This window comes from Pelomonas dachongensis (genome assembly GCF_043555865.1).
GTDB classification, from domain to species: Bacteria; Pseudomonadota; Gammaproteobacteria; order Burkholderiales; family Burkholderiaceae_C; genus Pelomonas; species Pelomonas dachongensis.
On record NZ_JBIGHY010000003.1, the window covers coordinates 493161 to 513168 of the forward strand.

At 68.1% G+C, this 20008-nt stretch carries 19 protein-coding genes; 11 read left to right on the forward strand and 8 right to left on the reverse strand.

Annotation, left to right across the window (positions count from 1 at the left end; genetic code table 11):
- Nucleotides 1–66: 66 nt before the first annotated feature.
- Nucleotides 67–294 carry a DUF2061 domain-containing protein gene (locus ACG02S_RS11365; protein WP_394470566.1) on the forward strand — a complete coding sequence of 76 codons (228 nt, stop codon included), beginning with the start codon at nucleotides 67–69 and terminating at the stop codon, nucleotides 292–294.
- Nucleotides 295–316: 22 nt separating this feature from the next.
- Here ACG02S_RS11365 and ACG02S_RS11370 read toward each other — a convergent pair whose 3' ends face one another.
- From ACG02S_RS11370 to ACG02S_RS11380, 3 genes are all read right to left on the reverse strand, one after another.
- Complete coding sequence (locus ACG02S_RS11370; protein ID WP_394470567.1) at nucleotides 317–1309, reverse strand: thioredoxin family protein; 993 nt, start codon at nucleotides 1307–1309, stop codon at nucleotides 317–319.
- Nucleotides 1310–1411: 102 nt separating this feature from the next.
- Nucleotides 1412–1690 carry a YkgJ family cysteine cluster protein gene (locus tag ACG02S_RS11375; protein ID WP_394470568.1) on the reverse strand — a complete coding sequence of 93 codons (279 nt, stop codon included), beginning with the start codon at nucleotides 1688–1690 and terminating at the stop codon, nucleotides 1412–1414.
- A 26-nt stretch (nucleotides 1691–1716) separates the two neighbouring features.
- Nucleotides 1717–1911: a YgaP family membrane protein gene (locus tag ACG02S_RS11380; protein ID WP_394470569.1), complete on the reverse strand. Its 195-nt coding sequence runs from the start codon at nucleotides 1909–1911 to the stop codon at nucleotides 1717–1719.
- A 190-nt stretch (nucleotides 1912–2101) separates the two neighbouring features.
- Here ACG02S_RS11380 and ACG02S_RS11385 point away from each other — a divergent pair, with 190 nt between their 5' ends.
- Nucleotides 2102–2734: a cytochrome b/b6 domain-containing protein gene (locus ACG02S_RS11385; protein WP_394470570.1), complete on the forward strand. Its 633-nt coding sequence runs from the start codon at nucleotides 2102–2104 to the stop codon at nucleotides 2732–2734.
- An 85-nt stretch (nucleotides 2735–2819) separates the two neighbouring features.
- Here ACG02S_RS11385 and ACG02S_RS11390 read toward each other — a convergent pair whose 3' ends face one another.
- Complete coding sequence (locus tag ACG02S_RS11390) at nucleotides 2820–3719, reverse strand: Abi family protein (protein ID WP_394470571.1); 900 nt, start codon at nucleotides 3717–3719, stop codon at nucleotides 2820–2822.
- Nucleotides 3720–4675: 956 nt separating this feature from the next.
- Between ACG02S_RS11390 and mnmG the strand changes: the two genes are divergently transcribed.
- The 6 genes from mnmG (at nucleotide 4676) to ACG02S_RS11420 (ending at nucleotide 10168) form a co-directional block, all read left to right on the forward strand.
- A complete protein-coding gene (gene mnmG, locus ACG02S_RS11395; protein WP_394470572.1) occupies nucleotides 4676–6637 on the forward strand; it encodes a tRNA uridine-5-carboxymethylaminomethyl(34) synthesis enzyme MnmG in 1962 nt (653 codons plus the stop codon).
- Nucleotides 6634–7260, forward strand: a complete 627-nt coding sequence (rsmG, locus tag ACG02S_RS11400; protein WP_394470573.1) for a 16S rRNA (guanine(527)-N(7))-methyltransferase RsmG — start codon at nucleotides 6634–6636, stop codon at nucleotides 7258–7260. Before mnmG ends, rsmG begins: the two co-directional genes overlap by 4 nt.
- Before the next feature lie 78 nt (nucleotides 7261–7338).
- Nucleotides 7339–8112, forward strand: a complete 774-nt coding sequence (locus tag ACG02S_RS11405) for a ParA family protein (RefSeq protein ID WP_394470574.1) — start codon at nucleotides 7339–7341, stop codon at nucleotides 8110–8112.
- Complete coding sequence (locus ACG02S_RS11410) at nucleotides 8109–8651, forward strand: GNAT family N-acetyltransferase (RefSeq protein WP_394470575.1); 543 nt, start codon at nucleotides 8109–8111, stop codon at nucleotides 8649–8651. The genes ACG02S_RS11405 and ACG02S_RS11410 overlap by 4 nt, the downstream gene beginning before the upstream one ends.
- Nucleotides 8644–9405, forward strand: coding sequence for a GNAT family N-acetyltransferase (locus ACG02S_RS11415; RefSeq protein WP_394470576.1), 762 nt, complete (start codon nucleotides 8644–8646; stop codon nucleotides 9403–9405). The genes ACG02S_RS11410 and ACG02S_RS11415 overlap by 8 nt, the downstream gene beginning before the upstream one ends.
- Nucleotides 9406–9448: 43 nt before the next feature.
- Nucleotides 9449–10168 (forward strand): extensin-like domain-containing protein, encoded by a 720-nt coding sequence (locus ACG02S_RS11420; protein WP_394470577.1) that lies wholly within the window; start codon nucleotides 9449–9451, stop codon nucleotides 10166–10168.
- Between the two features lie 61 nt (nucleotides 10169–10229).
- On the opposite strand, the gene ACG02S_RS11425 is transcribed toward ACG02S_RS11420, so the two are convergent.
- The 3 genes from ACG02S_RS11425 to argC form a co-directional block, all read right to left on the reverse strand.
- Nucleotides 10230–11585, reverse strand: a complete 1356-nt coding sequence (locus tag ACG02S_RS11425; RefSeq protein WP_394470578.1) for an esterase/lipase family protein — start codon at nucleotides 11583–11585, stop codon at nucleotides 10230–10232.
- Complete coding sequence (locus tag ACG02S_RS11430) at nucleotides 11582–14017, reverse strand: hypothetical protein (RefSeq protein WP_394470579.1); 2436 nt, start codon at nucleotides 14015–14017, stop codon at nucleotides 11582–11584. The genes ACG02S_RS11425 and ACG02S_RS11430 overlap by 4 nt, the downstream gene beginning before the upstream one ends.
- Before the next feature lie 95 nt (nucleotides 14018–14112).
- On the reverse strand, nucleotides 14113–15060 hold the full coding sequence (argC, locus tag ACG02S_RS11435; RefSeq protein ID WP_394470580.1) for an N-acetyl-gamma-glutamyl-phosphate reductase: 948 nt from the start codon (nucleotides 15058–15060) through the stop codon (nucleotides 14113–14115).
- 51 nt (nucleotides 15061–15111) lie between these two features.
- Here argC and ACG02S_RS11440 point away from each other — a divergent pair, with 51 nt between their 5' ends.
- Entirely contained in the window at nucleotides 15112–15648 is a 537-nt protein-coding gene (locus ACG02S_RS11440; protein ID WP_394470581.1) for an RBBP9/YdeN family alpha/beta hydrolase, read from the forward strand.
- On the opposite strand, the gene ACG02S_RS11445 is transcribed toward ACG02S_RS11440, so the two are convergent.
- Nucleotides 15638–16681, reverse strand: a complete 1044-nt coding sequence (locus tag ACG02S_RS11445) for a tetratricopeptide repeat protein (protein ID WP_394470582.1) — start codon at nucleotides 16679–16681, stop codon at nucleotides 15638–15640. The genes ACG02S_RS11440 and ACG02S_RS11445 overlap by 11 nt on opposite strands.
- Nucleotides 16682–16751: 70 nt before the next feature.
- Here ACG02S_RS11445 and ACG02S_RS11450 point away from each other — a divergent pair, with 70 nt between their 5' ends.
- The gene (locus ACG02S_RS11450) at nucleotides 16752–17657 is read left to right on the forward strand and encodes a ParB/RepB/Spo0J family partition protein (RefSeq protein WP_394470583.1); all 906 of its coding nucleotides are present in this window, start codon (nucleotides 16752–16754) and stop codon (nucleotides 17655–17657) included.
- A gap of 421 nt (nucleotides 17658–18078) precedes the next feature.
- Entirely contained in the window at nucleotides 18079–20001 is a 1923-nt protein-coding gene (locus ACG02S_RS11455) for a PrkA family serine protein kinase (RefSeq protein WP_394470584.1), read from the forward strand.
- Nucleotides 20002–20008: the final 7 nt, after the last annotated feature.

Sequence of the window (20008 nt, forward strand, 5' to 3'; positions counted from 1 at the left end):
CGAATGGCCGACGCCGTTGAGAATGATTAGCATTTGTCTATCAAAACACGCAAGGCGATAGACATCATGACCAAGACCCTCAGCTTCGGCGTCATGCACCTGATCACGGCGTTCAGCGTGACCTACGCGCTGACCGGCAGCGTGGCGGTGGCCGGCGCGGTGACCTTCGTCGAACCGCTGGCCAACACGGTGCTGCACTACTTCTTCGACAAGTACTGGGACCACCCGCGCGCGCAGGCGTTCCGGGGGCGCTGGCGGGCTGGCGGCGCCCGGCACGCGCAGCAAGCCGGTTGAGCCTGGGAACCCGACGGGGCCTTCAGCGCACTCCGTCCAGCAGCACACGGCGCAGCGTGGCCTGATCGGCGATGCCGTTGTGGCGGCGCATCAGCTGGCCGTCCTTGAAGGTGAAGAAGGAGGGCAGCCCGCTGACGCCGTACTGGTTGGCAAAGTCGTTCTGGTTCACCGAGGTCCAGGGCTGGAAGGCGACCCGGGCGAAGCCGGTGCCCTGCGGCGACTCGGCGGCCGCCAACGCGTTGAACACCGGATTGGCGCGCACGCAGTAGCCGCATTTCGGGTCGTTCGAGCTGAGCTGCACCACCACCCAGCCTGGCGTCGCGCGCACCCACGCGTTCAAGTCCGCCGGTGCCACTTCCTTGACGAAGGCGCTGGGGGCAGGCGCCGTCCCGGGGCCGCCTACCGCGGGCGGCAGCGGCGCATCGGCCGCCGGCGCACGCTGGCGTTCGACATAGGCCAACAGCGGGGTGCGGTCCAGTTGCGGCGCGGCGACGGTCTTGACGACCGACGCATAGCCACCGTGGCTGGCCCCGACCCGCACGGCGACGACCGCGTCGGCGCGGTGCGCGATCAGGTAAAGGCCACGGTCGCCGAAATAGTTGTATTGCAGCCGCTTGGCCAGGTCCAGCTCATGGAACCAGTAGACCGAGGCGTCGGGGCTGTCAGCGCGCCCGGCACAGGGGATGTCGCAGATGGTGAGCAGCTCGAAGCCCTGCTCGCGCAGCTGGCCGGCGTAGTGGCGCGCGATCAGCAGCGGGCTGTCGTCGGCGGGATGCTTGTACTGCTGCATGCTGACCTTGCCCTCGTACGGCAGGCGCCAGCGGCTCTCGTTCTTGCCCTTGGCCCGCTCGGGCGGCGAGATGGGCAGCGCACCGGCCTCCAGCGGGTTGTCGTAGCGGCCCAGCTCCTGCGCGCGGGGATAGGCGCGCAACTCCTGGGCCCGCGCGCTGGCCGCGCCCAGCAGAAGAAAGGCGGCGGCCAGCAGGCCAGCGCCATGGCGGCGTGTGAATCTCATGTGGCTCCCTGATCTGTCCTGGGCTCCGGCCCGGTGGCACGCAGCGCCGGCAGTCTAGGAGCGCGCGGCAGCAGCGGCGCTAGACGACCTAGGGAGGCGCGGTTACGAATTGCAGGTGGGCGGTGTGGCGGGTGCGGTCTGCTGCTCCATCCAGCCCAGCCAGCGCATCGCCTGCTCGCGGCTGTCGCCACACATCTCTTCGTGTGGCGGCAGCGAGCCGCACACCGCCGGTCGCTCGGGCCTGCCGAAGATGCGGCAGCGCAGGTCGTCTTCCAGCTGCACGCAGCGCACCCCCGCCGGCTTGCCGTGGGGGTGGCCGGGGATGGGCGAGCTGATCGACGGGGCGATGCAGCAGGCGGCGCAATGCGGTCGACACTCCATGACGCGATTGTCGGCCGCCGCGCGGCCTAGGACTTCAGCGGACAGGTGCTGAAACCGAGCGCCGAGTACAGCGGGCAGGTTCGCAGCAGGCCCGTGGCCAGGGGCACGATGCCGACGTAGCCCCAGGCGCCGATGGTGCCGCTGGCCGCCAGGCCCAGCAGGGCCAGTCCGCCCACCACGCGCAGCGCGCGATCGGCAGTTCCGACATTGGTCTTGAACATGAGGCACTCCTCTTGCGGTGGTGACACCGGCATGCTGCGCCCAAGACCGGCACTGCCGCGGGCCGAGCCTGCATGCCATTTGCGCCAGCGCAAACTTGCTGCAGACAGGCGGGCAGCACAGCGGCCGCTTCAGCCAGTCCTCAGGAAGCCGGCTCAGCATGGCGTCGTCATGCACCCCCTGGAGCCCCCCATGAACGCCTCGGCCCACCCCGATCCTGCGGTCACGCACGCCGCCGCCAACACCGAGGCCCAGCAGCCCGACCTGGTCACCCAACCCCTGTGGGACGTCCCCGTGCGCCTTCTCCATGCGCTGATGGCGCTGAGCCTGGCGGGTGCATGGCTGACCGCCGAAGCCGACGGCTGGCGGGCGGTGCACATCAGCTTCGGGCTGACGCTGGCCGGCGCGATGGCGCTGCGCCTGGCGTGGGGCCTGTTGGGCAGCAGGCCGGCGCGGTTCTCCCACTTCGTGCGCGGGCCGGCGGCCGTGCTCGCTCACCTGCGGGAGCTGCTGGCCGGCCGCGCCCGGCCGCATGCGGGCCACAACCCGGCAGGCGGCTGGGCGGTGCTGGCGCTGCTGGGGACGGGGCTGCTGGCGGCCGGCAGCGGCTGGCTGACCTTCAGCCGCGGCGAGGCATGGGAGGAGGTGCACGAGTCATTGGCCACCGGCCTGTTGCTGCTGGTGGGCGTGCACATCGCCGCCGTCCCCACGAAGATGATGGCCTTGAAGGACTCGTCGAGCGGGGGAGAGATCGACCTTCTGCTTGTCGATCAGCAACAGCTTCTTGCTGAGGGCGCTGTCAGCCATGATTGTTCGCGTTCTTGACTGGTGGTATTTCTCCGTCTCGCATCCTGCGCCGCCTGGCTGCACTGCAACAGCGTGAGGCAATCGGGCCCGTTGATCCAGGTGTTCACCAGCCGGGCGCCGTTTCCCAACCCGTTGGGAAACCCAGTTCAGACATCGGCACCCGTGGATAGGCGGCGAATGAAGCGCTCAGCGCCAGCTTCCAGCGTTCAGGCAAGCCCGTCTGGTTGAGCAGGTAGTTGACGACCGTCGCGATGGCGAAGAAGGACTTCGGTTGCCGAAAGGTGATCCCACCCTTCTTGTAGCCCGCCGGCGCAACGCCAAGCTGGACGTTCAGAAGCTGACCATGATGTGCCGCCAGGTTGCGCAGAACGGTCAGCGCGTGGATCCACGACTCGAACGTCTGCGGCTGGTCCACGCCGAAGCGCTTGGCAATCGTCTTCTTGTCGTTGGGATCTCGCAGGATGGCAAAGGTGCGCGACCACATGCCAAAGGAAACGCACTCGCTGATCGCCCAGCTTGGCGGCAGGTATGGGTCGTCGTGCTGGATGAAGTAGTGCTTGATGAAGGCCTTGCCCTTTGACCGGCCGACCTCATCCTCGACCTTCTTCACCATCTTGCCAATGCCCCACTGCTCCGTGGGCTTGAAGATGCGCGGTTCGAGAAACCAGTGCGGCGAGTGGGTCAGGCTCAAGTGGTTGGCCATCACCGATCGGATGGCTACCTCTAGGCGGTCAACGGCCTCGATCGTCGCCGCGCGGACCTCGCGATCGAGCTCGCATCGCTGACGGATGTCTTCGAAGTCGTAGCCAGCAGGGAAGCGCTTGGTTACCGGATCCTGAACCTGGTGCCAGTACCCCTTGAGCCGGTAGGCGCCGACGCCACGCAGGTAGGCCAGGGCTTGGGCATCACTGGCGACCACGAGGCCGCAGAGCTTCAGCTTCTGGAGCAACTGCTCTGGCGTGCTGGCGGGTTTGGTAAAAGGCCGAAGCGCCGATGTGGCCATGCTCGTGTCCGCCTTAGTCCGCCATCCGATAATTCATCGGAATGGGTCCAGACAAAAGAAAACCCGCCTTTTGCACGTCTGCTTTTGGCAGAACCCTGGTCTCGCAACCAGGACGTGTGGCGGGTGTGTTGGGTGCAACTGTAGCAACTGCTACGGACCCGAAGCAAGACTTTTTTGCTTATGCGCCTTCAAAAACCTGGGTTGCGGCCATGAGGAGCTACCGTCCCACCCCAAGTACTTTAGGCTTCAGAGCACCGCCTTGTAGGCGGAGAAGTCGATTGGCGCGACTGTACCGAGCTGCGGACCAATAGCTCATACCAGGCGAACATCAGCAACCGCTGCCAAGATGACTACCGATTCGTTCGCACGCTCCGGCAGTAGCAGCTGCTCAACAGCACTGGATCGCGTGCTGGCGGCACTGAACTGGATGCTCACGTCCACTTGAATACGCAGACGCCCCTGAGGCTGCGTTAGACCTATACCGATTCGAGGAACTACGAGCGCTCGGCCCTTGCGGTCTACGGAGGCACGGACCGCTCAGTCTGAGCAGCGTGCCAGGCGGCCCCGTCCGCTCAAGACTTGAATGTCATTCTGGTTTTCCTGACCGGTTTGTTTGTCAGTGCGGTTTCGGTGAGGATTGAAGGAACGGCCTGATTCGCAACGACTTTCGGCTCTGGAAGAGCTCACGCCACCGCCAGTGCGGTTTGCTCAAAGGGTCGAAATCGGGGTCATCGCGGGAAGGCTTTGAAGCCTTCGCCTTTGTCAGATTTCCTTGCAAACACAGGCGCTTGTTGCTCCGACCTGGTCAGGACTATTCGTTCCAGACTGGGACTCTTTTGACACGAATCACGGGGTCCTGACACGAACAATCGGCGGGTGACTTATCCACAGCCCGTTCGTAAAATTCGCGGTTCGCCTGGACGCCCCGTTCCAGCGGTTTGTTCTTCAGGACCGAGATGCTTTACCCCAAGGAATTCGATGTCATCGTCGTTGGCGGCGGCCATGCCGGCACCGAGGCGGCGCTGGCCGCTGCGCGCATGGGCGCGCAGACGCTGCTGCTGACCCACAACATCGAGACCCTGGGCGCGATGAGCTGCAACCCCAGCATCGGCGGCATCGGCAAGGGCCACCTGGTCAAAGAGGTCGACGCACTGGGCGGCGCGATGGCGCTGGCCACCGACGAAGGCGGCATCCAGTTCCGCATCCTCAACGGGAGCAAGGGCCCGGCCGTGCGCGCCACCCGCGCCCAGGCGGACCGCATCCTCTACAAGGCCGCCATCCGCCGCATGCTGGAGAACCAGCCCCACCTGCAGCTGTTCCAGCAGGCGGTGGACGACCTGATGGTGGAAGGCGACCGCGTTGTCGGCGCCGTCACGCAGGCCGGCATCCGTTTCCGCGCCCGTGCCGTCGTGCTGACGGCCGGTACCTTCCTGGACGGTCGCGTGCATGTGGGCCTGCAGAACTACGCCGCCGGGCGCGCAGGCGACCCGCCGGCTGTGTCGCTGTCGGCGCGGCTGAAGGAGCTGAAGCTGCCCCAAGGCCGCCTGAAGACCGGCACGCCGCCGCGCATCGACGGCCGCACCATCGACTTCGCCAGGTGCGAGGCCCAGCCCGGCGACCTCGATCCTGTGCCGGTGTTCAGCTTCATGGGCAACACCGCCATGCACCCGAAGCAGGTGCCGTGCTGGATCACGCACACCAATGCGCGCACGCACGAGATCATTCGCAGCGGCTTCGACCGCAGCCCCATGTTCACCGGCGTCATCGAGGGCGTCGGCCCGCGCTACTGCCCGAGCATCGAAGACAAGGTCAACCGCTTCGCCGACAAGGACTCGCACCAGATCTTCCTGGAGCCCGAGGGCCTGACGACGCACGAGTTCTACCCCAACGGCATCTCCACCTCCCTGCCCTTCGACATCCAGCTCGCCGCCGTGCGCAGCATCCCCGGCCTGGAGAACGCCGACATCCTGCGCCCCGGCTATGCCATCGAGTACGACTACTTCGACCCGCGAGGCCTGAAGGCATCGTTCGAGACGAAGATCATCCAGGGCCTGTTCTTCGCCGGCCAGATCAATGGCACGACCGGCTACGAGGAAGCCGCGGCGCAGGGCCTGTTCGCCGGCCTCAACGCGGCGCTGCAGGTGCGCGGCAACGGCCCCTGGACACCCGCGCGCGACCAGGCCTACCTGGGTGTGCTGGTGGACGACCTGATCACCAAGGGTGTCACCGAGCCCTACCGCATGTTCACCAGCCGCGCCGAGTTCCGACTGCAGCTGCGCGAAGACAACGCCGACGCGCGCCTGACCGAGACCGGCCGCCAGCTGGGCCTGGTGGACGACGCCCGCTGGGATGCCTTCAATCGCAAGCGCGACGCTGTTTCACGTGAAACAGAGAAGCTGAAGAGCACCTGGGTCCACGCAGGCATCCTGCCAGCGGCGGATGCGGAGCGGCTCGTGGGCAAGGCGCTTGAGCGTGAATACACCTTGGTCGACCTGCTGCGCCGGCCGGGCGTGGTGTTCGACACCGTCGCCGAGGTCGCCGCGATTGCACGTCCCGAGGCCGGTGTTTCACGTGAAACCTTGAACGCCGAGCTGGGTACGGAGCTGGCGGCCCTCGTCACCGAGCAGGTCGAGATCAGCACCAAGTACGCCGGCTACATCAACAAGCAGGTCGACGACGTCGCCCGCGCCGCCCACTTCGAGCACTTGAAGCTGCCCGACGAGCTGGACTATGGCCTCGTCCACGCCCTCTCCTTCGAGGCGCGCCAAAAGCTGAACAAGCACCGCCCCGAGACACTGGGCCAGGCCTCGCGCATCTCCGGCATCACGCCAGCGGCGATCTCTCTACTGCTGGTGCACCTGAAGAAGGGCAAGTTCAAGGGGTTCACCGAGGTCGCTGAAGTGGTGGTGTCTGCATGAGGGAGACGCTCCACGCGGCAGCCACCGAACTCGGCCTCGAACTCAGCGACACCCAACTGGACCAGCTGCTGGCCTACCTGGCCCTGCTGCAGAAGTGGAACAAGGTCTACAACCTGACCGCCGTGCGCGACCCGGCGCAGATGCTGAGCCACCACCTGATCGACAGCCTGTCGATCATCGCCCCGCTTCAGAAGCACGGCGCACCGGCCCGGCTGATGGACGTTGGCGCCGGTGGCGGGCTGCCCGGCGTGGTGATTGCGATCTGCTGCCCCAACACCGACGTGACTTGCGTGGACGCCGTGGCCAAGAAGGCCACCTTCATCCAGCAGGTCGCCGCAGAGCTGAAGCTGCCCAACCTGCACGGTGTGCACAGTCGCGTCGAGCAACTGACGACGGAGCCGTTCGGCGTCATCACCTCCCGCGCTTTCGCGTCGCTGGTCGACTTCACCAACCTGACCCGCCAGCTCTTGGTGGAAGGTGCCGTCTGGATGGCCATGAAGGGCCAGCACCCAGCCGATGAGATCGCCGCCCTGCCCGCCGACGTCGATGTGTTTCACGTGGAACAACTGGCCGTCCCAGGCCTAGATGCCCAGCGCTGCATCGTGTGGATGCGGCCGCGCTGAGCGCGTTTCACGGGTCGCGCCCGAGGGCCGGCCCTCTCTGACGCCGGTACGATGCCGGCTGCTCCCGGAACCCTCGCCATGGCCAAGATTTTCTGCATCGCCAACCAGAAGGGTGGCGTCGGCAAGACCACCACCACCGTCAACCTCGCCGCCGGCCTGGCACAGATCGGCCAGCGCGTGCTGGTGGTCGACCTGGACCCGCAGGGCAACGCCACCATGGGTTCGGGCATCGACAAGCGCAAGCTGGAGATGACGGTCTACGACGTGCTGTTGGAGTCCGCCTCCATCGCCGAAGCCAAGACCCGCGCCGACAAGGCCGGCTACGACGTGCTGGGCGCCAACCGCGAGCTGGCGGGCGCCGAGGTGGACCTGGTCGCGCTGGAGCGCCGCGAGGCGCGGCTGAAGGCGGCACTGGCCGAGGTGGGCCAGGACTACGACTTCATCCTCATCGACTGCCCGCCGTCGCTCTCGATGCTGACGCTGAACGGCCTGTGCAGTGCGCACGGCGTCATCGTGCCGATGCAGTGCGAATACTTCGCGCTGGAAGGCCTGACCGACTTGGTCAACACCATCAAGCAGATCCACGCCAACCTGAACCCGGATCTGGAGATCATCGGCCTGCTGCGCGTCATGTTCGACCCGCGCATCACGCTGCAGCAGCAGGTCAGCGACCAGTTGAAGACCCACTTCGGCAACAAGGTCTTCGACACCGTCATCCCACGCAACGTGCGGCTGGCCGAGGCGCCCAGCTACGGCCTGCCGGGCGTGGTGTTCGATCCCAGCTCCAAGGGCGCCGTGGCCTTCGTCGACTTCGCCAAGGAGATGGTGCGGCGGATCGAGACGATGCGGTGAGCGCCCCCGTACTGCGCGCCATGCAGGCAGGCGACGCCGATGCGGTCGCCCTCCTCCACGCCGCCAGCTGGCGCAGTGCCTACCGAGGCGTGTTCACCGACCAGTACCTGGACCACGAGGCCGACGCCGAACGGGGCCAGGCCTGGCGGGCGCGTCTGCAACCCGACACGACCGATGCCGGCTGGGGCCTGGTGGCCGAGGACGGCGCCGGCCGCTTGCTCGGCTTCGCCTATGTCATGCCGGCCCACGACCTGGTGTGGGGCGACTACGTGGACAACCTGCATGTGTCGCCGGACCTGAAGGGCGGCGGCATCGGCCGGCGGCTGATGCAAGGCGTGGCCGACCGCTTGCAGCGCGACGGCTCCAAGCTCCCGCTGTATCTCTGGGTGCTGGACGTGAACACCGCCGCGCGAGGCTTCTACGAACGCCTGGGCGCCGAGATCCGAGACCTGCAGCTCAGCGACCCGCTCGCCGGCCAGCGGCATCCCGTGTGGCGCTGCGTCTGGCGCCGCCCCGCCCTGCTGCTCGACCATGACTGACGCCACCACCCTCCAGGCCCTCGCCCTGCGCGCCGAACTCGCCGGCCTGGACGCCAGCGCCCCGCCCCAGCAGGCCGACATCGACGGCTGGCTGATCCGCCTGTCGCCCGGCAAGGCCAAGCGCTCGCGGTGCATCAATGCGTTGCGCTGTGGGACCTTGCCGCTTGACGACCTGCTGGCCCGCTGCCGGCAGGCCTACGACGCCGCCGGCCTGCCACTGGCCGTGCGCGTGACGCCCTGGAGCCAGCCCGCCGACCTGGACGAACGCCTGGCCGCCAAGGGCTGGGGCAGCTTCGACGCCGCCGACGTGATGGTGCTGGATGCCCTCCTGCCCGATCCCACGCCGGTCGCCATCCAGGCGCTGGATGCCGCCACCTACGCCGCCACCGTTGGCGCGCTGCGCGCCTCCTCGGCAACGGCCATAGCCGCCCACGCGGAGCGCATCGCTAACGCGCCTGTCGCCTACCAGGGCTTCGTGCTGAACGACGTCGCCGGCGCGCTGCTGGCCTGCGGCCAGATGGTCGTCGCGGGCGACCTGGTGGGCCTGTACGACATCGCCTCGGCCGCGCCACGGCAAGGTCACGGCGAACGCCTGTGCCGGGCGTTGCTGACGCTTGCGCACGCACAGGGCGCACGCCAGGCCTACCTGCAGGTGGGCAGCGACAACACGGTCGCCCAGCGGCTCTACGCGCGCCTGGGCTTCGTGTTCGCCTACCGCTACCACTACCGCAGCCCCGAAGCGGAGCTGACCTGACACGTCTGCGCCGCGCGGGCGCACGGCTTGCCACGCTCACTGCATGAAGCGCATTGCCCTCACGCTGCTTGCCGTCGTCGCCATGGCAGGGGCCGTGGGGGCGCTCGGCTGGCAGCAGGCAGGGTGGCGGCTGCCAGATCGACACAACCCCTTCGCGCCCCTGCAGGTGGACACGGCGCCCAACTGGCTCACCAGCTTCAAGCTCGCCCGAGCGCAGCGCGACTCGGCGCGTTGCGCGGCGGTGGCCAGCGGCCTCGACCGGCTCGGCTGGCGCGCCTCACCCGTGCCTGACCGGCGCACTGGCGAAGGCTGCGGCTTCGCCAACGCATGGCGTATCGAGACTATCGGCGCCGTCCAGGTGGGCGACGCGTTCACGCTCTCCTGCCCCTCGTTGCTTGCCCTGGCCATGTGGCAGCACCACGCCGTAGAACCGGCGGCGTTGCGCCATTTCGGCCAGCCGATGCGCCGGCTTCAGCATGTCGGCAGTTACGCCTGCCGCAACCTGTACGGTCGCGAAAGCACCCCTCGCAGTCGGCATGCCACAGCCGATGCACTGGACGTCACCGGGTTCGTCCTGGCCAGCGGCCGCCGCATCGCCGTGCAACGCGACTGGGGCGCAAAGGACGCCGCCGCCAGCGCCTTCCTGCACGAGGTGCACGAGGGCGCCTGTCGCTGGTTCGACGGTACGCTGGGCCCCGACTACAACGCCGCCCACCGCGACCACTTCCACCTGGAAACCGGCGGCTGGCGCACCTGCCGCTGACCTGAAAGGCAGCGCCGAACCGGTCCTCAGCAGCAGCGCTTGCGCCAGACTGCCACGCGCGTCACCGCAGCCGCCGGTCCAGCCAGTTCAGCACCCGCTGATCCTGAAAGTAGTTGGTGTGGTGCGTCTCGGCGCTGACGCCCAGGTCCTCCCACTGCGGCGCCACCAGCACCGTCTTGCCCAACTGGTTCATGGATTGGCTGTCCACGACCAGGTCGTTGGGCTGGTCGAAGATCAGGTCGGCGCCGTAGTACATGGCCTGCCCCTTCAGGTTCGTCATGCGCTTCCACAGCTTCCACAGCGGCGCGTTGACTTCGCTGGGCATGAAGCTGCCGCCGATGGCGCGCACGTCCACGCCTGACGCAGCGCCCTGCAATGGCCACAGCTGGTCCAGCTCCAGGTTGTTGCCGACGCGGCCCTGCGCCAGCAGGCCCGGCACCAGCGCCACGGTCGCATCGGCCAGCGGCGTGTTGGCGCCCAGCTGCAGCACCTTGCCGAGCACGCAGGCCAGGCCGGCCACGCCCAGCGTCAACGGCTCCAGGCCGGGCATGAGCCTGCCGGCCCGCTGCGCGGCCTCGCCCACCGCGTCGGCCACGCTGGCCAGCGTGTCCAGTGCCTGGCGGATCTTGTCGGGCGCGGCCAGCGAGGTGCCAGCCAGCGGCGAGCCGACGAACAGCGCCTGCCGCGCGCGCAGCGCGGGTGCCAGGCGCAGCAGCCAGCTGATGACCAGGCCGCCACGGCTGTGTCCGACGAAGTCCAGCTCCGCCGGGCAGTCGGTCAGCGCGTCGCGCAGCGCCAGCGCGTTCAGCCACGGCGCAACGGACAGCGTCGGGTGGTCGAAGGCCAGCACGGCCGCGTAGTGGCCGCCAGCGCGCGTCAGGCGGTCGAACAGCGTCTCGCCGTCGGCGCTGGCCTTGAACTCGGTCGCGTACATGTCGCTCTTGCTGAAGGTGCCGTGCACCAGCACCAGCACGCGCCCCTTCAGGCCGGCCAGCCAGCCGGCCTGAAGGGGCGCCCAGCCCTGGCCGTCCCAGCGGCGCAGGCCCTCGGTCGGCGGCGCGCCCGCCTTCAGTGCCGGGTTCAGCCGCCGGTCCAGCGACTGCAGCCCGGCCGTCACCTGATTGAGGCCCAGCTCGCGCACCGGGATTCGCTCCACCGTCTCGCGCGTCTCGGCACCGAAGGCACGCCAGCTGCGCCGGCCGGCCTCGCTGACCCGGCGCTGCGCGGGCGGCTCGTAGACCCAGCGCAGCAGACCGTCATCGCGCACCAAGCGCACGGCCGCTCGGGCATCGCCGGTCTCGAAACCGCGGCGGCGGCGCTGCTGGATGCCCACGCGCGGCGCGTCGACCGTCGCGGGCGCCTCGGCGGCCAGCTCGGCCCGCGCCCGGGCCCACAGGTGTTGCGGTGCGGTACTCATGCGTTGTCTTTCAACAAGGGCAGCGGCGTGACCTGGGCACGCCGGGCGGTGACGATGTCCAGCATGGAGTCGTAGTCGGCACGCTCGTCCAGCGCCTGGACGCCGGCCTCGATGGCCTCGACGAAGCCGCAGTGCTCGGTCAGCCGCACGGTCTCGATGGGCACCAGCTTGCGCTCGCGGATCCAGCGTTTCACCTCGGCCCAGCTGGCCTCGCCGGTGTGCCAGCTCTTGGTCTGCGCGTTGGCGGCGGAGTTGCCACTGGCGTCGGCCACCACCACATCGCTGTAGCTGGCCGCGCTCATCTGCTGGTACTCCTCCTGGAAGCTGCCGTGGCGCCACCAGCCGGGCAGCGCGTGGCCCTTGAGCAGGAAGACGACCGGGTAGATGTCCACCAGCTCCAGGCAGGCCGCGAACAGCAGCGCCAGGTCGATGCAGGTGCCCGCCTGGTCGGCCCGCACCATGGACGGCACGCGCAGCCGCTGCGAGTCCAGCTCGCCGCTGTAGCTGGGCGGCGGGTTGATGTAGCCCAGTTGCCAGTCGTGCAGCAACGTGGCCCAGATGGCCTCGACCTGGCGGTCCACGCCGCGCAGCGCGGCCTCGTCGATGCAGTCCTCAGGGACGCACTGGTAACCCTCGAAGCCGGCCGACGGGTCGTCGCGCAGCACGCGGTTGTAGCGCTGCGCCTGCGCCACCGCGCGCATGACGGCCGGGTCGCGCGGCAGCACGAAGGATGGCAGCCAGCGGCCGTCGCGGCGGTTGTCGCGCCACTGGTCCACCGGCAGCAGGCGCAGGCGGTGGCTGTCGTGGTAGAGCACCCGTTCACCCTGGCGCACGCGGACCGACAGGCTGGTGTTGATGGCCTCGTGCACGCTGCGCGCCACCTCGGCCGTCAGCGGCACGTGGATCTTGTCGGTCAGCCGCTCGCGGCGGTGGCGCATCGTCACGCGCCGCTGGAAGCGCGCCACCTCGGCGCCCATGTGTACCGCCACGTCCACGTCCAGCGGCTCGGCCTGCTCGGGCAGGTCGCAGGCCAGCACGAAGCGCTTGAACAGCGGCTGCGCGTTGTGCAGCACGGCGTAGTTCAGCTCGGGAAAGGGCTCGATCTCACAGCGCACCTCGGCGCTGGGCACCGCGTCGCCGCCGGGCTTGCGCTGCGCCGCCTCCTGGTGGCGCGCGCGCGTCGCAGCGTCGACGAACACCGGCGCCCCCACCCACAGCGTCACGCCGGTGGCGTCCACGGACTCGGGCAGCGAGCGCACCTCCTCCCAGCTGCGGCGGAAAGCTTCGGGCAGATCGAAGCCAGTGTCGAACAACCAGCGCCGCAGCTGCGCGAGCGTGAACTCCGCCAGCGAGTCGTCGAAGGCGTCCTGGAAGCCGATCGACGCCAGCGTCACGCCCTCGGCGATCAGCATGGGCGCCAGCCGCGCGCTGCTGTTCCAGACGTTGAAGATGGTCAGGTAGACCGGCGCGCCGGCGCGCGCCAGCAGGTGGCCCAGCGTCTGCGCGGGCAGCAGCTGCGGCAGGCCGTCGCTGCCACGCAGCAGCAGGCCGTCGACCATGCGCTTCGTGTCCCCGATGATCTCGGCCGCACGCTGGAACTGCCCCTGCCCTCTGAGCAGCCCCTGGGCCGCGTCCCACTGCACGGCCTCCACCCAGGCCGCTTCGCCCTGGATGGTGGACAGCTCGCGCAGCGCCTGGTGGCTGTCCATGCCGGCAAAGTGCAGCAATTGCGGCCGGTGCTGGCGCAGCGCCTCGGTCAATTCGTCGGCGCTGGGGTAGTCCAGCACGCGCAGCTCGGTGAGGCCGGCGGGCAGCGAGCGGCGGAACTGCGCCAGCTCCTCGTCGATGCACCAGTGCTCGCGCAGCTCGGTGGGCAGCGTGTTGACGAACATCACGCGCAGCGGGTTCGGCAGCGACACCGCCCCGCGCGGCATGGGCACCCAGCGGTCACCTTCCTCCCGCTGCACCTGCAGCTCGCGGATGATGGTCAGCGGGCTCGGCCGGCCGCTGGCGCCCAGGCGCTGCTCGCGCGTGGCGGCGGCCAGCACGTACTCCCACGGAAAGATGCGCCCCTCCCAGCCCACGGCCTCGTGCTGGAACGGCACGCGCACGACCAGCGTGGACTTGGCGGCCAGCGTGCGCAGATCCTCCGCGCCCAGCCCCAGCCGGTCCATCGTGGCGCGGGCATCGGCCTGCTGCTGCTCACGCGCACGCGCGTCATTCACCCAGCGCTGGCGCGAGCGCAGCACGTAGGTCCAACGCTGCGCCTCCTGCGCCATCAGCGGGTAGATGCGCCCGGCCTCGTCGCTGGCCACCGCATGCAGCGGCAGCCCGCGCAGCGCGACGTCGTCGCCACCGGCCGCGCCCAGCGCATGGCCGGCAACGCGCACCCCCTCCAGCAACTGGTCCTGCAACGCCTCCTGATCGCTCATGCCTGCCTCCCGGGCGCAAATGGCCCCGGGCGGCAGTATCGCGAGCCCCCGCGGGCCCGCGCCATCCTCACGAACGCGCAGCGCGCGTCAGGGCTTCAGACCAGGCCCAGCGACTCTTCCAGGCCCAGGTGCACGTTCATCGACTGCACCGCCGCGCCGCTGGCGCCCTTGCCGAGGTTGTCCAGGCGGCTCATCAGCAGCACCTGCGTGTCGGACGCGAAGACGAACAGGTCCACGCGGTTGGTGTCGTTGCAGGCCTGCACGTCGAAGAAGCCGTTCTCCAGCGTGGCCGCATCGCGCAGCGGTTTCACGTTGATGAAGCGCTCGCCGGCATAGTGCGCCGCCAGCGCGGCGTGCACGGACTCCGGCGTCGTGCCCGCCTTCAGTTGGCTCAGGTGCAGCGGCACGCTGACGGCCAGGCCCTTGTAGAACGTGCTGACGATGGGCTGGAACACAGGCGGCGCGGCCAGCCCGGTGTGGGCCGCCATCTCCGGCAGGTGCTTGTGCTTCAGCGCCAGACCGTAGGGCCGCGGCGCCTGCAGGTGGGCGGGCAGCGGCTGCTGCTCGTACTCGGCGATCATGGACTTGCCGCCGCCGGAGTAGCCAGTGATGGACGTGGCACTGATGGCCGCGTCCTGTGGCAGCAGACCCGCATCCACCAGCGGACGCACCGCCAGGATGAAGGCGCTGGAATGGCAGCCCGGGTTGGAGATGCGCTTGCTGGCCTGGATGGCGCCGCGCTGGCCGCGCGCCAGCTCCGGCAGACCGAAGGCCCAGCCCGGCGCCGTGCGATGGGCGGTGCTGGCGTCGATGAGGCAGGTGTTGCTGTTGTTGACCATGAAGGCCGCCTCGCGCGAGGCCACGTCGGGCAGGCACAGGAAGGCCACGTCCGCCGCGTTCAGCAGCCGCGAGCGCTCGGCCGGGTCCTTGCGCTTGTCGGCATCAATCTTCAGGACCTCGATGTCCGTGCGCGCGGCGAGGTACTCGTGAATCCGCAAGCCGGTCGTGCCTTCCTGGCCATCCACAAACACCTTGAACGTCATCGCCACTGCTCCAACCGCTGAAAATCGAGCCGCAAAGGATAAGGGCAAACCATGAAAACTCCGCGCGTGCTGCTTCTCCCCGGCTGGCAGGACTCCGGCCCCGAACACTGGCAGACCCGCTGGGAACGCCTGCACGGCGACCAGCGCGTGCAGCAGCACGACTGGGACTGGCCGCGTCGTGGCGACTGGATGGCGCGGCTGGACGAGGTGCTGCTGCAGGACGACGTGCCGGCCGTGCTGGTAGCGCACTCGCTCGGCTGCCAGTTGGTGGCGAGCTGGGCCGAGCACTCGCAGCACACGGCCCGCGTGACCGGCGCGCTGCTGGTCGCCCCGCCCGACACCGAGCGCGAGGACATGCCGCCGCAGCTGCACAACTGGCGCCCCATCCGCCGCCAGCGGCTGCCGTTTCCCAGCATCACCGTCATCAGCAGCGACGACCCCTTCGGCGCCGCCGAGCGCATCACGCAGATGGCGGCGGACTGGGGCAGCAGCGTGGTGATGGCCGGACCGCGCGGCCACCTGAATGCCGACTCGGGCCTGGGCGACTGGCCAGAGGGTCGGGAACTGCTGCGCAGCCTCAGCGCCTGACAGCCTGCTCGCCGGGCGGCACGCCGATGGCCGCGCCCAACCGCCACTGCGACGCCAGGCTCTCAGCCTGTGCCTTCTCAGCCGGGGTCAACCGCACGGCCAGTTCCACCAGTTCGTCCTTGTCGAACCCGAACGCCCAGACGCTCTGCATGGCAAGCGACAGCCACGCATAGGCCTGCATCCTGTCCAGCGATGTCGGCTGGCCTGCCAGCAAAAGGCGCGCGAGCTGTCGCTGGCTGCGGCCATCACCGGCGCGCGCGCCACGCCTGTAGTGCTGCGCGGCCTGGTTGACATCCCGATTCACGCCGAGACCCAACTCAAAGCAGCGCCCCAGGGGGTACGCCGCCAACTCAGGCCCCACGGAATTGTCGGCAGCCCGTTGCAACCACCGAACCGCAACGACTTCATCCATGGCAGTTCCCTCGCCCTTCTGAAGCATGTCCGCCACCTCAAGCTGGGCGAGCACATCACCGGCCTCGGCAGATTTCAGCAACCATTCAAACGCCTGAGGTTCGTCCTTGCCAACGCCCGTTCCCAGGCGCAATGCGAGCCCCCATTTCTGCTGCGCGAACGCGTTGCCCTGCTCGGCGGCGCGGCGGTACCACGCCGCGCCCTCTCGCTCGCTGCCATCGCCAGGTGCGCCCTGACTGAGCGCATCACCGAGCGCGACCTGGGCATTGGCGCTGCCCCGCTGGGCCGCCTGGCGCAGCCACCCCAGCGCCTCCTGCGGATCCTTCTCGCCAGCCGAACCCGACAGCAGCAGGTCGCACAGATACAGCAGCGCCTCTTCATGTCCCTGCGCTGCGGCCTTGCGCAGCCACGCCAACGCTTCCTTCGGCTGCCCCCATCGCAACAGGCGCCCAAGCTGCCATTGCACGGCGGCATCACCCGCCTGGGCCGCGGCCCTCAACACGGCAGCCTGCGCTTCGAGCGCCTGCGCCTCAAGCGCCGGATTGCGCGGTGGCGGCAGGGCCTGAACCTGTTCGAGACTCGCGGCCAGCAACACGGCGACCGTCAGACGTGCAACCCTCATGCGCTTCACCTCCCTGCGCCGGAACCGATGATGCCCGACGCCAAGCCAGCAGGGGCGCGAGAATCACGTCATGGCAACGAAGAAACCCAAAGGCCTCGGCCTCGGTCTGGAAGCCCTGCTGGGCCCCAAAGTCAGCGACACCCCCGCGCCCGTCGAGCGCGACGGCACGCCCAGCACGCTGAAGCTGGAACAGCTGCAGGCCGGCAAGTACCAGCCGCGCACGCGCATGGACGAGGGCTCGCTGTACGAGCTGGCCGAGAGCATCAAGGGCCAGGGCATCATGCAGCCCATCCTCGTGCGGCCCATTGCCCCGAGTGGCGGCGTGAGCTACGAGATCATTGCCGGCGAGCGGCGCTTCCGCGCGGCCAAGCTGGCCGGCCTGCGCGAAGTTCCGGTGCTGGTGAAGGCGGTGCCCGACGAATCGGCCGCCGCGATGGCGCTGATCGAGAACATCCAGCGCGAAGACCTCAACCCGCTGGAAGAGGCGCAAGGCCTGAAGCGCCTGACCGACGAGTTCGGCTTGACGCATGAACAGGCCGCGCAAGCCGTGGGCCGCTCGCGCAGTGCTGCGTCCAACCTGCTGCGCCTGCTGAACCTCGCCGCACCCGTGCAGAACATGCTGATGGCCGGCGACCTGGACATGGGCCATGCACGCGCACTGCTGCCGCTGGACGGCGCCGCGCAGATCACCACGGCCAGCGAGATTGCGGCCAAGAAGCTCAGCGTGCGCGAGGCCGAAAAGCTGGTCGCCCGGCAACAGGGCGCGGCCCGCCAGACACCGCTGCTGCGCGTGAAGAGCGACAAGAGCCGCGACGTGCTGCGGCTGGAAGAAGAGCTGGCGGATGCGCTGGGCGCCACCGTGGAGGTGCGCGTGAAGAAGACGAGCAAGCGCGCAGGCCAGAGCGGTGAGCTGGCCATTCATTTCGACTCGCTGGACGCGCTGTCCGGCATCCTCGACAAGCTGCGCGGCGCTTGACGGTCGACCCGGCACAACGCGGCGCCGTCTGACAAGCCGCCGACCGCCGCACGCCCAACACTGCGCTGTTGCCGCGTCCCACAGTTCTTCACAAAAGGCCCTGTCGGCACTGCGCCACAAGGCCCCTCGTTTCGTGTGGTCTGCCCTCGGCGTGCCAGGTCTTGCCTCCGCTGCGGGCGTATGCTGGAACAACCCTGTCAACGCAATCATGACGTCGATTGTTGGAAGGCCTGTCGGTCAGCAAATAGCAGCTTATTCTTGAGACCGATGAGTGGTCGACGGCAGCAAGCTCAGGCTGTCGATGACCGGAGCGGAGAGTTCTGATGACGCCTTGCAGTTGAGGCGCGATCAGAACCCCCCAGCTGACCAGGGCACGGATCGTGCTCGCGGCCCTGTGGAGTTCACACCGCAGGAGAGCCGCATGGACGTCATCAGCCATTTCGCTGCACGCTACGAGCGCAGCAAGGTCGAGGAACTCACGCTGGAGGAGTACCTCGCCGAGTGCAAGAGAAACCCCCTCGCCTACGCAACCGCGGCCGAGCGCATGCTGCAGGCCATCGGCGAGCCGCAGATGCTGGACACGCGCAACGACCCGCGGCTGTCGCGCATCTTTGCGAACAAGACCATCAAGATCTATCCGGCCTTCGCGGAGTTCTATGGCCTGGAAGAAGCCATCGAGCAGGTGGTGTCGTACTTCAGGCATGCCGCCCAGGGCCTGGAAGAGAAAAAGCAGATCCTGTATTTGCTGGGTCCCGTCGGCGGCGGCAAGAGTTCCATCGCCGAGCGCCTCAAGCAGCTGATGGAGCACGTGCCGTTCTACGCGCTGGCGGGCTCGCCGGTGAACGAGTCGCCGCTGGGCCTGTTCGACCCGGTCGAGGACGGCCCGCTGCTGGAGCGCGACTTCGGCATCCCGCGCCGCTACCTGAACCGCATCCTGTCCCCCTGGGCCGTCAAGCGGCTGGACGAGTTCGGCGGCGACATCCGCAAGTTCAAGGTCGTGAAGCGCTACCCCAGCGTGCTCAAGCAGCTGGGCGTCGCAAAGACCGAGCCGGGGGACGAGAACAACCAGGACATCTCGTCGCTGGTCGGCAAGGTCGACATCCGCAAGCTGGAGACGTATGCGCAGGACGACCCCGATGCCTACAGCTACAGCGGCGGCCTGTGCCTGGCCAACCAGGGCCTGCTGGAGTTCGTCGAGATGTTCAAGGCGCCGATCAAGGTGCTGCACCCGCTGCTGACCGCGACGCAGGAGGGCAACTACAAGGGCACAGAGGGCTTCGGCGCGATTCCCTTCGACGGCATCGTGCTGGCGCACAGCAACGAGAGCGAGTGGAAGACCTTCCGCAACAACAAGAACAACGAGGCCTTCCTGGACCGGGTCTACATCGTCAAGGTGCCGTACTGCCTGCGCGTCAGCGAGGAGATCAAGATCTACGAGAAGCTGATCCGCGGCTCGTCGCTGGCCGAGGCCAAGTGCGCGCCGGGCACGCTGAAGATGATGAGCCAGTTCGCGGTGCTCACGCGCCTGAAGGAGCCCGAGAACTCGTCGCTGTATTCCAAGATGCAGATCTATGACGGCGACAACCTGAAGGACACCGACCCGCGCGCCAAGAGCTACCAGGAGTACCGCGACTACGCCGGTGTCGACGAAGGCATGAGCGGCATCAGCACGCGCTTCGCCTACAAGATCCTGTCCAAGGTCTTCAACTTCGACTCGGCGGAAGTGGCGGCCAACCCGGTGCACCTGATGTACGTGCTGGAGCAGCAAATCGAGCGTGAGCAGTTCCCCAAGGAGCAGGAAGAGAAGTACGTCGGCTACATCAAGGAGCAGCTTTCGCCGCGCTACGCGGAGTTCATCGGCAAGGAGATCCAGACCGCCTATCTGGAGAGTTATTCGGAGTACGGCCAGAACATCTTCGACCGCTACGTGACCTATGCCGACTACTGGATCCAGGACCAGGAATACCGCGACACCGACACCGGTGAGGTCTTCGACCGTGCGGCGCTGAACGCCGAGCTGGAGAAGATCGAGAAGCCGGCGGGCATCTCCAACCCCAAGGACTTCCGCAACGAGATCGTCAACTTCGTGCTGCGCGCGCGCGCCAACAACGCGGGCAAGAACCCGCTGTGGACCAGCTACGAGAAGCTGCGCACCGTCATCGAGAAGAAGATGTTCTCCAACACCGAGGAGCTGCTGCCCGTCATCAGCTTCAACGCCAAAGCCAGCGCCGAGGACGCCAAGAAGCACGAGAACTTCGTGCAGCGCATGGTGGACAAGGGCTACACGGCCAAGCAGGTGCGGCTGTTGTGCGAGTGGTATCTGCGCGTGAGGAAGAGCAGCTGATCGGAAG